The 10,984-nt window shown below is 72.5% G+C and carries 9 protein-coding genes; 3 read left to right on the top strand and 6 right to left on the bottom strand.

Annotation, left to right across the window (positions count from 1 at the left end; all coding sequences use genetic code 11):
• Positions 1–132: 132 nt before the first annotated feature.
• Positions 133–2,049, bottom strand: coding sequence for an ABC transporter ATP-binding protein (locus tag ACZ53K_RS38720; RefSeq protein ID WP_468846635.1), 1,917 nt, complete (start codon positions 2,047–2,049; stop codon positions 133–135).
• A gap of 188 nt (positions 2,050–2,237) precedes the next feature.
• Positions 2,238–4,496 (bottom strand): HAD-IC family P-type ATPase, encoded by a 2,259-nt coding sequence (locus tag ACZ53K_RS38715; protein WP_468846632.1) that lies wholly within the window; start codon positions 4,494–4,496, stop codon positions 2,238–2,240.
• Positions 4,497–4,593: 97 nt separating this feature from the next.
• Between ACZ53K_RS38715 and ACZ53K_RS38710 the strand changes: the two genes are divergently transcribed.
• Positions 4,594–5,034, top strand: coding sequence for an ArsR/SmtB family transcription factor (locus tag ACZ53K_RS38710; protein ID WP_468846629.1), 441 nt, complete (start codon positions 4,594–4,596; stop codon positions 5,032–5,034).
• A gap of 36 nt (positions 5,035–5,070) precedes the next feature.
• Here the strand turns inward: ACZ53K_RS38710 and ACZ53K_RS38705 are convergent, their stop codons facing one another.
• Both ACZ53K_RS38705 and ACZ53K_RS38700 read right to left on the bottom strand, forming a co-directional pair.
• Complete coding sequence (locus ACZ53K_RS38705; RefSeq protein ID WP_468846626.1) at positions 5,071–6,426, bottom strand: NAD(P)/FAD-dependent oxidoreductase; 1,356 nt, start codon at positions 6,424–6,426, stop codon at positions 5,071–5,073.
• Between the two features lie 173 nt (positions 6,427–6,599).
• Complete coding sequence (locus ACZ53K_RS38700; protein WP_468846624.1) at positions 6,600–7,148, bottom strand: GNAT family N-acetyltransferase; 549 nt, start codon at positions 7,146–7,148, stop codon at positions 6,600–6,602.
• A gap of 101 nt (positions 7,149–7,249) precedes the next feature.
• Here ACZ53K_RS38700 and ACZ53K_RS38695 point away from each other — a divergent pair, with 101 nt between their 5' ends.
• Entirely contained in the window at positions 7,250–8,569 is a 1,320-nt protein-coding gene (locus tag ACZ53K_RS38695; RefSeq protein ID WP_468846621.1) for an SLC13 family permease, read from the top strand.
• Between the two features lie 664 nt (positions 8,570–9,233).
• Entirely contained in the window at positions 9,234–9,707 is a 474-nt protein-coding gene (locus tag ACZ53K_RS38690) for an STAS domain-containing protein (protein WP_468846618.1), read from the top strand.
• 9 nt (positions 9,708–9,716) lie between these two features.
• Here the strand turns inward: ACZ53K_RS38690 and ACZ53K_RS38685 are convergent, their stop codons facing one another.
• Positions 9,717–10,205, bottom strand: a complete 489-nt coding sequence (locus tag ACZ53K_RS38685) for a glutathione peroxidase (RefSeq protein WP_468846616.1) — start codon at positions 10,203–10,205, stop codon at positions 9,717–9,719.
• Between the two features lie 104 nt (positions 10,206–10,309).
• Positions 10,310–10,702 (bottom strand): hypothetical protein, encoded by a 393-nt coding sequence (locus ACZ53K_RS38680; protein WP_468846614.1) that lies wholly within the window; start codon positions 10,700–10,702, stop codon positions 10,310–10,312.
• Positions 10,703–10,984: the final 282 nt, after the last annotated feature.

Genomic DNA, 10,984 nt, shown 5'->3' with positions numbered 1-10,984 from the left:
GGCGGGGGGGTAGGCTTTTTTTTTTTCGGGTTTCGGGGGGCGGGGGGGGGGGGGGGGGGGGGGGGGGGGGGTGGTGTTTTTGGGGCCCCCTGTGGGGGGGTGGCCCCCCACGGCGCGCGAGCGGCGCGCCGGTCAGTGCGCCGAGGCGGGCTCGGCCGCTTCGCGCGCCGCGCGTTCGGCGGAGGTCTGCGCCTGCTCGAACTGGGTGCGGTACAGCTCCTCGTAACGCCCGCCCGCCGCGAGCAGCGCGTCGTGGGTGCCGCGTTCCACGATCCGCCCGTCCTCGACCACCAGGATCTGGTCGGCGGCCCGTACGGTCGACAGGCGGTGCGCGATGACCAGGGACGTACGGCCTTCCAGGGCCTCGGCCAGCGCTTCCTGCACCGCCGCCTCGGAGGTGTTGTCCAGATGGGCGGTGGCCTCGTCCAGGATGACCACGCGCGGCCGGGCGAGCAGCAGGCGGGCGATGGTCAGCCGCTGCCGTTCACCGCCGGAGAGCCGGTAGCCGCGCTCGCCGACCACCGTGTCCAGGCCGTCGGGCAGCGAGGCGATCAGGCCGTCCAGACGGGCGCGGCGCAGCGCGTCCCACAGCTCCTCCTCGCCTGCCTCCGGCCTGGCCAGCAGCAGGTTCTCGCGGATCGTGTCGTGGAAGAGGTGCCCGTCCTGGGTCACCATGCCGAGGGTGTCGCGGAGCGAGTCGGCCGTCAGATCGCGTACGTCGACGCCACCGATCCGTACCGCGCCGGTGTCCGCGTCGTACAGCCGCGGCAGCAGCTGGGCGATCGTCGACTTGCCGGCGCCGGAGGAGCCGACCAGGGCGATCATCTGGCCGGGCTCCGCGCGGAAGGAGACGTCGTGCAGCACTTCGGCGCCGCCCCGGGTGTCCAGGGTCGCCACCTCTTCGAGGGAGGCGAGGGAGACCTTGTCGGCGGACGGGTAGCCGAAGCGCACGGAGTCGAACTCCACCGTGACCGGCCCGTCCGGCACCGCGCGGGCGTCCGGCTTCTGCTCGATGAGCGGCTTCAGGTCGAGTACCTCGAAGACCCGCTCGAAGCTGACCAGCGCGCTCATCACCTCGGTGTGCGCGCCGGACAGCGCCGTCAGCGGCGCGTACAGGCGGGTCAGCAGCAGGGCCAGCGAGACGATCGCGCCCGTTTCGAGGTGGCCGCGCAGGGCCAGGAAGCCGCCGAGTCCGTAGACGACGGCCAGCGCGAGGGCGGAGACCAGGGTCAGTGCGGTGACGAAGTACGTCTGGACCATCGCGGTACGGACCCCGATGTCCCGCACCCGCCGGGCCCGGGCGGCGAATTCGGCGGACTCCCGGGCCGGGCGGCCGAAGAGCTTGACGAGGGTGGCGCCCGGCGCGGAGAACCGCTCGGTCATCTGTGTGCCCATCGCGGCGTTGTGGTCGGAGGCCTCCCGGCGCAGCCCGGCCAGCCGTCGGCCGACACGGCGCGCGGGGAGCACGAACACCGGCAGCAGCACCAGCGCGATCAGCGTGATCTGCCAGGACAGGCTCAGCATCACGACGAGTGTCAGCAGCAGCGTCACGACGTTGCCGACCACGCTGGACAGCGTGTCGCTGAAGGCCCGCTGCGCGCCGATCACATCGTTGTTCAACCGGCTGACCAGGGCGCCCGTCCGCGTACGGGTGAAGAAGGCGACCGGCATCCGCTGCACATGGTCGTAAACCGTGGTGCGCAGGTCGAGGATCAGCCCCTCGCCCAGGCTCGCCGACAGCCGGCGGGTCAGCAGGCCGAGGCCCGCCTCCGCCAGGGCGATGGCGGCGATCAGTCCGGCGAGGCCGAGGACGGTCCCGGCCGCCTCGCCGCCGTCGATGGCGTCGACCACCCGGCCGGCGAGCAGCGGGGTGGCGACCGCCAGCACGGCGGTGACCGTGCTGAGTACCAGGAACCAGGCCAGCGAGCGCCGGTGCGGCCGGGCGAAGGCGACGATGCGCCGCAGGGTGGAGCGGGAGAACGGGCGGCTGTCCTGCTGCGCGTTCAGGGCACTGTGCAGCGAATGCCAGGCGGTGACTTCCATGTCCATCGCGGTCCTCCGGAGCGGCGTGGTCGGCACGGGTCGATCGCGGGCCGTGGTGACCGGCGACATGCCAGAAGCTATGACCTCAACCAATGTTGAGGTCAAGGGATTCCCTTGTCGGCGCGCCGGGCTCCGGGTGAGGTGGCGTGACGCCCGGCGTACGAGCTGATGCGTACGCCGGGCGTGCACGCCCCTCAGTCATCCGCGGCGCGCCGCCAAGCCGAGGCGCGCAGCAGCCGCAGCCCGTTGAGGCCGACCAGGACGGTCGAACCCTCGTGCCCGAGCACGCCCAGCGGCAGCGGCAGATGCCCGGCCAGGTCCCAGGTGACCAGCGCGCCGATGCACACGGCCGCGACGACCAGGTTCTGCACCATCAGCCGGCGCGCCCGGCGGGAGAGCGCGACGACCGTCGGCACCGCACCGGCCTCGTCACGGACCACCACCGCGTCGGCCGTCTCCAGCGCCAGATCGGAACCCACCCGGCCCATGGCGACGCCGTTGTGCGCGGCCGCCAGCGCGGGGGCGTCGTTCACCCCGTCGCCGACCATGAGCACCTTCGCCCCGTCGTCCTGCCAGGCGCGTACCGCGGCCACCTTGTCCTCCGGCAGCAGACCGGCCCGTACGTCCGTGATGCCGCACTCCTCGGCCGTACGGCGGGCGGCGCGGGCGTTGTCGCCGGTCAGCAGGGTGACGCGGGCTTCGGATGTGGGTACGCGCCCGGTCCCGGTCTCGGTTCCGGTTCCGGTCCGCGTCAGTCGGTGCAGCCGGGCCACGGCTTCGGGGGCGCCGGGGCGCAGCCGGTCGGTAACGGCCAGTATGGCGATGGGTGCGCTGTCCACCAGGACGGCCACCGCTGTCTGCCCGGAGGCCTCGACCTCCGACGCGACGGCGCGCGCCTCGCGCAGCCGGTCATCCGCCGACGCGACGGCGTGTGCCTCGTGCCCCCGGCCATCCGCGAGCCCCTCGCCGCTTATTGGTGCCCCCGCGCTCAGCAGCGCGGCCGGGCTGCCGACCTGCACCGTGCGCCCGTCGACCACGGCGCGCACGCCCCGCCCCGGCGCGGACGAGAAGCCGCTCGCGCCGGGCACCCGCAGTCCACGCTCCCGTGCGGCGGTGACCACGGCCCGTGCGATCGGGTGCTCACTGGGCTGCTCCGCCGCCGCGGCGAACGCGAGTGCCTGCGTCTCGTGCGTGCCGCTTGCGCCCGTGCCGCCCTCGTCGGCGCCACTCTCGCCCCTGCCACCCTCGTTGGCGGCGTCCCCTTCCGAGCAGCTCTCGCCCTCGCCGCCCTCGCTCACGCCGCCCAGCGGGCGTACTCCGGCGACCCGTGGCGTGCCCTCGGTGAGCGTGCCGGTCTTGTCCATCGCGACCCGGGTCACCGCCCCCAGGCCCTCCATCGCCACGGCCGACTTGACCAGGACGCCATGCCGCCCGGCGGTGGCGATCGCGGACAGCAGCGGTGGCATGGTGGCCAGCACGACCGCGCACGGCGACGCCACGATCATGAAGGTCATGGCCCGCAGCAGGGTCGGGGTGAAGTCCGCGCCGAGGAGCAGGGGCAGCGCGAACAGCGCGAGGGTCACCGCCACGACGGTGGCGGAGTACCGCTGCTCCACCTTCTCGATGAAGACCTGGGTGGGTGCCTTGGTGCGGCCGGCTTCCTCGACCATGGCCACGATGCGGGCGATGGCCGACTCGGAGGCGTCCTTGCCGACCCGTACCCGCAGCGCGCCGGTGCCGTTCAGCGTTCCCGCGAACACCTCGTCCGCCGGGCCCTTGTCCACCGGCAGCGGCTCGCCGGTGATGGTGGCCTGGTCCACCTCGCTCGCGCCGTCCAGCACCGTGCCGTCGGCGGGCAGCCGCTCCCCGGGGCGTACCAGCACCGTGTCGCCCACCCGCAGCGCGGCCGCCTCGACGGTCTCCTCCCGGCCGCCGGCCGTCAGCCGTACGGCGGTGGAGGGCGCGAGATCGAGCAGGCCGCGCACCGAGTCCTCGGTGCGCCGGGTGGCCAGCGCTTCCAGGGCGCCGGAGACCGCGAAGATCACGATCAGCAGGCCGCCGTCGAGGAACTGCCCGATCGCCGCCGCGCCGACCGCCGCGACGACCATCAGCAGGTCGACGTCGAGGGTGCGTTCGCGCAGCGCCCGCAGGCCCGCGAGCCCCGGCTCCCAGCCGCCGGCCGTGTAACACACGGCGTACAGCGGACCCCACGCCCAGGTCGGGGCGCCCGCCAGGTCGAGGGGGAAGGCGAGCAGGAACGCGAGGGCGGAGAGGGCTGCCCAGCGCACCTCGGGGAGGGCGGACAGCCGGGTGCGGCGCGCGCGGGGCGGGGGAGCGGCCGTCGTCGGCAGGGTGGGGGTGTGGCGTGGGCCGGTCGGTGGTGCGGCGGGGGCCGGTGGTGCGGTCTCGGTAGGGGGCAGGGGCGTACGGCCATGACTGGACGTGGACGTCATCGGTACCTCGGCGCGGGGGAGCGGGGGACGGGACCCGCACACCATAACCGAATACATGAAGACGTCTTCAAGTGTTGCCGAATATACGATGAGGCGTATGGGACACGGAGTCGACGGCAGGACCACACCGGCAGCACATTTGGACGCGGACGCCGCCGCGACCATCGCCGCCACCCTCCAGGCGCTGGCCACCCCGTCGCGGCTGATGATCCTCACCCGCCTGCGCCAGGGGCCCTGCCCGGTGGGCGAGCTGGCCGAGGCGGTCGGCATGGAGCAGTCCGCGGTCTCCCACCAGCTACGGCTGCTCCGGGCGCTCGGCCTGGTCACCGGCTCCCGGCAGGGCCGCCGGATCGTCTACAGCCTGTACGACACACATGTCGCCCAGCTCCTCGACGAGGCCGTCTACCACATCGAGCACCTGCGGCTCGGGGTGCGCGATCTGCCACACACGGCAGCGGCCGAGGAGGCCGACAGCTCCGGAGCCGGAGCCGATACCGGAGCTGAAGCCGGAACCGGCGAGGAGCACATCAGCCACTGACCCGCCCGGCGTGCAGCCCGGCACGCACCCCAGCACTCACCCCGCCCCGTGCGCCGCCAGCCGCTCCCGTACATCCTCCGCCGAGAGATACACATCGGTCCGCTCGAAGTCCCGCAGCGTCGCGGGCTTCTCGGCCTGGAAGCCGGTGCGGACGAAGTCGTCACCGGCGGTGGCGTTGATCAGCCAGTTCGCCACGGTACGGAACCTGGCGACGCCGGTGCGCAGCGCCATCAGGTGGTAGCCGCGCGCCGCCACCTGGGCGGGCAGCCCCGTCAGTTCGTACCCCAGCGGTTTGGACACCGCGTCGATGCCGCCGAGGTCCACGACCAGGCCGAGGTCCTTGTGCCGGTACGGCGCGCGCGGCCCACCGCGCAGCTCGGCGATGATGTTGCGCGCGGCGTGCTTGCCCTGCCGCTGGGCGTGCTGCGCGGTGGGCGGGCAGACCGCTCCGGCGCCCTTCGTGAGGTCCGGGACGGCCGCCGCGTCGCCGCAGGCCAGCACGTCCGCCATGCCCGGCACGGTCAGATCGGCGTCGACGACGAGGCGGCCCCGTACGGTCTCCGCCCCGAGCGTGCCGATGAGCGGGCTGGCCGCCACGCCCGCCGTCCAGATCAGCGTCCGGCACGGCAGTACCCGCCCGTCCGTGAACTGCACGCAGTCCTCGGTCACTTCGGCGACCGAGACACCGAGCGACACCTCCGTACCGCGCTGCCGCATCAGCTCCAGCGCCTTCCGCCCGAGCCGGTCGCCGAGTTCGGGCATCAGCTTCGGCGCGATGTCGATGAGGTGCCACTTGATCTGGTTGGGGTCCAGGCGCGGGTAGCGCCGGACGGCCGCGTTGGTGAGCCGCTGGAGGTAGGCGACGGTCTCCGTGCCGGCGTATCCGCCGCCGACGACGACGAACTGGAGCCGCGCCGCGCGCTCTTCCGGGTCCGTCGAGGCCGCGGCGATGTCGAGCTGGGAGATGACGTGGTCCCGGATGTACGCGGCCTCGGCGAGCGTCTTCATGCCGCGCGCGTGGTCCGTCAGCCCGGGAATGTCGAATGTACGGGTGATGCTGCCGGGTGTCAGCACCAGGCGGTCGTAGCGGATGTCGGTGATCTCGCCCGTGATCAGCCGTACGACGCAGACCTTCGCCGCGGTGTCGATGCCGATCACCCCGCCGGGCACCAGGCGGGTCCGGCGCAGGATCCGCCGCAGGGAGGGCGCGATCGACTGCGGGGTGACCACTCCGGCGGCGACGTGCGGCAGCAGCGGCAGGTACAGCTCGTAATTGTTGGGCGTGACCAGCGTGATCTCGGCCGTCTCGGCGGACAGCCCGTGTTCGAGGCCCCGCGCGCACTCCACCCCGGCGAAGCCGCCGCCCACGATCAGGACTCTGGGTCGTTCCATGACGCGTCCTCGCCTCTGTCGGCAGCTGTGTCGGCTCCCGGCCACGCTGGCACGGGGCGGCGGGCCTCGCCACCGCGCCCACCGGGTACCTCCTGCGACCGGGTGAGAAACATGCGTCCCGGCCGTCACGGCACGCCCTCCGGCTCAGCGGCCGTCACGGCTCGCCCCTCGGCTCAGCGGCCGTCGCGGCGGGTGGGCCGGGGGCGGCCGGTGCGGGCGAAGTGCGGCAGGGAGATGCCGCCGCGGTGTCCCGTCTCGCCGGTGCCGGGCCGGACGAACAGGGTGACGGTGACGCCTTCGGTGAAGCCGTTGCGGCGCATCAGCGCCGCCGACGCCGTGTTGTTCACCTCGACGTCGGTCACCACGGACGAGGCGCCGGCCTCCGTCAGCACGGCGCAGCAGTCCCGCACCAGCAGTCCGGCCACGCCGCGCCCCTGGAAGTCCGGGTCCACCGCGATCCACTCCAGGTAGCCCCAGTCCTCGCGCTGCTCGAAGGTCATCGAGCCGAGCACGAACCCGGCCAGCCGGTCACCGGCCACGGCGACCCGGCAGGCGGGCACGGAGGCGTCGAGGTGGGTGGCGACGGCGGTCAGCGACCAGCCGGTGTACGGCATGGAGTCGGTGTCGTAGACGCGTTCGCCCAGCTCCAGGACGGCCGGGAGGTGTTCGGGCCGCAGCGGCTGCAGGGCGATCTCGGTGTCGTGCGCGGCCGGTGTCGGCATGGCGGGCGCTCCAGGCGAGGCAGACGAGTACGGGTACGGGTACGAATCAACCCTAAATGGGGCGATCCCGGGCCGCGGAATCACCCCTGTAGTTTGCGGGGGTGAGCACCGCCGTCGCCGAGATCCTCTCCCTCCTCCTGCTGGTCTGCGTCCTGGTCTTCGCTGTACGGAGGCCGGGCGGCGCCCCCGAGGCGGTGGCGGCCGTACCGGCGGCGGGCCTGCTCGTACTGGTCGGAGCGGTGTCGCAGGGCGCCGCGTGGGAGCAGGTGCACAAGCTGCTGCCGGTCGTCGGTTTCCTGGCCGCGGTGCTGGTCCTGGCGTACCTGTGTGCGCGGGAGGGACTGTTCGAGGCGGCGGGCGCCGCGCTGGCGCGGCGCTGCGCGGGACGGCCGCGGCTCCTGCTGGCCGGGGTCTTCGTGCTCGCCGCCGCGGTCACGGCGGTGCTCAGTCTGGACGCCACGGTGGTGCTGCTGACGCCGGTGATCGTGGCCACCGCCGCGCACGCCGGTGCCCGCGCCCGGCCCCACCTGTACGCCTGCGCCCACCTGTCGAACTCCGCTTCGCTGCTGCTGCCCGTCTCCAACCTCACCAACCTGCTGGCCCTCGGGGCGGCCGGGCTGTCCTTCACGCGGTTCGCGGCCCTGATGGCGCTGCCGTGGGCCGTCGCGGTGGCCTTCGAGTACCTGGTGTTCCGGCGGTTCTTCCGGCGGGAGCTGACGGACGGCGCAGGGCATGGAGAGGCCGCAGGGGAGGTCGCAGGGGAGGTACGTGTGGCGGAGGTGCGCGCGGGGGAGGAGGGCGAGCGGCGGACCGCTCCGCCGCTCCCCGTCTTCGCGCTCGTGGTCCTCTCGCTGACGCTCGCCGGGTTCGTCGTGACGTCCTTCGCCGGGCTGAATCCGGTCTGGGCGGCACTGGCCGGCGTGCTGGTCCTGGGGATACGCGCGCTGGCGCGCCGGGAGACCACCGTGACCGGCATCGTGCGGGCGGCCAACCCGTTCTTCTGCCTCTTCGTGCTGGCCCTCGGCGTCGTGGTGGAGGCGGTCGTCGCCAACGGTCTCGGCGGGGCCGTCGACCGGCTGCTGCCCGAAGGCGCTTCGCTGCCCGCGCTCCTCGGCGTGGCCGTGTTCGCCGCCGTCCTCGCCAACGTCATCAACAACCTGCCCGCTGTGCTGGCGCTGCTGCCCGTGGCGGCGCACAGTGGCGCGGGGCCCGTCCTCGCGGTGCTGATCGGCGTCAACCTCGGACCGAACCTGACGTATGTGGGGTCACTGGCGACGCTCCTGTGGCGGCGCATCCTCCAGGACCGGGGCGACGGCCCGGACCTGGGCACTTTCACCCGGCTCGGTCTGCTGACCGTCCCGGCGGGTCTGGTCCTGTCGACGCTGGCGCTGTGGGGGGCCTTGCAGGTCATCGGCGCGTGACGGACGGCGCGGCGCCGCCTTCGCCGAGGATGCCGGCGGTGGCGTACCGCACGCGTTCCGCCCCGCCCTGCCGACGGGTTGGCGACATCGGTGACACCGGCGGCATTGACGAAATTGGCGAGCTTGCTTCCAGTTCGTCCGAACGAGTGAACTTGCACCCGATTGGCGAGAAGAGCGCGCAGACGCCGTGTACGCCAAATGTGGGACCGGGATAAGTGCTGACCTGAAACAGCTCGGTCCTTCGGCCGAGGTTCGGGACCGGAAGGAGGCCGGATCGCCCCCTTCCTGCCCCAGTCGCCGCTTCTTCCCGCCTCGCCCCGCCCGGTGACCGGTCGTCGGACCGTCACCGCCCGCCGTGACCGCCGTCACACTCGCGGCCGTCGGGGAGCAGATGTCCACCGCGCGGGCCCGTGGCATGAGTTTGAGACAACTTCATTACGTATGTGCCGTCCGGACTGACACTGAGGCCAGCGGGTAAGCCGTAGACACGTAAGGGCACAGCCGACGACCCGGACCCCGCCGGAGGCTGGCACCGCGCGGATGCCGAACGCCGACGGTGGTCATCCCCGCCCGGGCCGCAACGGGCGAGTCCCCAAACTTCCGTACGTCTCCACCGCCAGCGTGCGGCGGCATCTCACGCACAGGCACGGAGGTGGGGACGGGCATGGTGGACCAGAGGCGGAGCTTCGCGAGCCGGGAACACGTGGTGGGCGCGACCACGGTGGTGGAGCTGAGTGGAGAAGTGGACATCCTGGCGACGACCGCGTTGACGGCGCGCCTCGACGAGATCACCGGTGCGCGCTGCCCCGATCTCGTCCTGGACGTACGGGGCGTGACCTTCATCGACTGCTGCGGCCTGTCGATGCTGTGCCGCACCCGGCGCCGGGTCGAGGCCAAAGCGGGCCGGCTGCGGCTGGCCGGCGTCGCCGAAAGCCCGAGCGTGCTGCGGCTGCTGCGGCTGACCGGCCTGCTGCTCGCCTTCGACCTCTGCCTCGACCCGAGCCCCGAGGCCATATGCGGGCTCACCTGTGAGCCCCGCGCCGAGGCCCGGCCGGACGACGGCTGTTCCTGTACGCAGGCCGAGGGGGAGGGGCGTCCGGCCGCACCGGATGCCCCCTCGGACACCGCCGTCGCCTGAGAGTCCGTGTCAGGCGGGCAGTGCTGCCTCGATCGCCTGCGTCAGCTCCGCGGCCTCGGGCTCGGTCCGGGGCCGGAACCGCCCCACGACCTTCCCATCGGCGTCGATCAGGAACTTTTCGAAGTTCCACTGCACATCACCGGCCTCACCCGTACCGTCCTCGGTGCGGGTGAGTTCCGTGTACAGCGGGTGCCGGTCCGGGCCGTTGACGTCGGTCTTCTCGAACAGCGGGAAGCTGACGCCGTAGGTGGTCGAGCAGAACGTGGCGATCTCCTCGGCGCTGCCCGGCTCCTGGCCCGCGAACTGGTTGCTGGGGAAGCCGAGGACGCTGAGACCGCGGTCGCCGTACTGTCGCTGGAGCCGCTCCAGGCCTTCGTACTGCGGCGTCAGGCCGCACTTGGACGCCACATTGACCACCAGCAGGGCGCGGCCCCGGTAATCGGCCAGCGAGGCCGGCTCACCGTTCAGGGTGCGCAGGGGGATGTCGTACAGGCTCACGTTCAGGCTCCTCGTTACGGGACCGCGATCGCGGACGGACTTCCCCGGGAACAACAGCGCCCGGGCGTGTGTTCTTCCCCGGCCGCGCCCCGCGGCGAGGAGGGTCAGCAGCCGGTGTTGTGCAGACCCGGGGTCTCGAAGTTGCCCTGGTCCGCGACTGCCAGGAGACCGTAGATGGTGCTGCAGCCCAGGTTCTGGTTCTTGAACTTGTACGTCTTCGTGTCGCCCTTCTTGACCGTGTACCCGTTGCTGAGGTGCTTCGTGTGGCCCTTGCGGTAACCGAACTTCACGGTCACCGGGGAGCCGCCGGTCTTGCCGTACACGACGTTCACGGTGTGGCCGCCGTCGATGATGCCGATGCAGAGGGTTCCGTTGGAGAGCGAGGTGCAGGAGGGACCCGCGTTGCGGGCTCCGGCGGCCGAGGCCGGAGCCGCCAGGCCCGCGGCGGCGAGGAGCGAGGCGGTGAGTACGACGCCGGCCCGAGTGTGGTTGCGCATGGGGAGAGCCCTCTTCTTGCAGGTAGCCGAGTTGATCATCGGCAAGGTTACCCAGGCGAAATTGAGCCAACAAGGCGGATGGGCCCGGAAAAAGCGGACTCCTGCCTTCCGGATGGGCCGTGAGGTGCGGGCGTGCCTCGCTGCGAGGCGGGCCGCCTGCTCTCGCGCCTGTCAAAGGTCATTTGTGCGCCGTTCATTGCCCAGGCCCACAGCGGATTCCGCTCCGGGTTCGGAGACGTGTTCCGGCTGCCCCCCCTGCTGGGGTGCCGGCTCACGCGTAAT

This window comes from Streptomyces sp. NPDC033221 (assembly GCF_055577005.1).
This window is presented reverse-complemented; position numbering and strand designations above follow the sequence as displayed.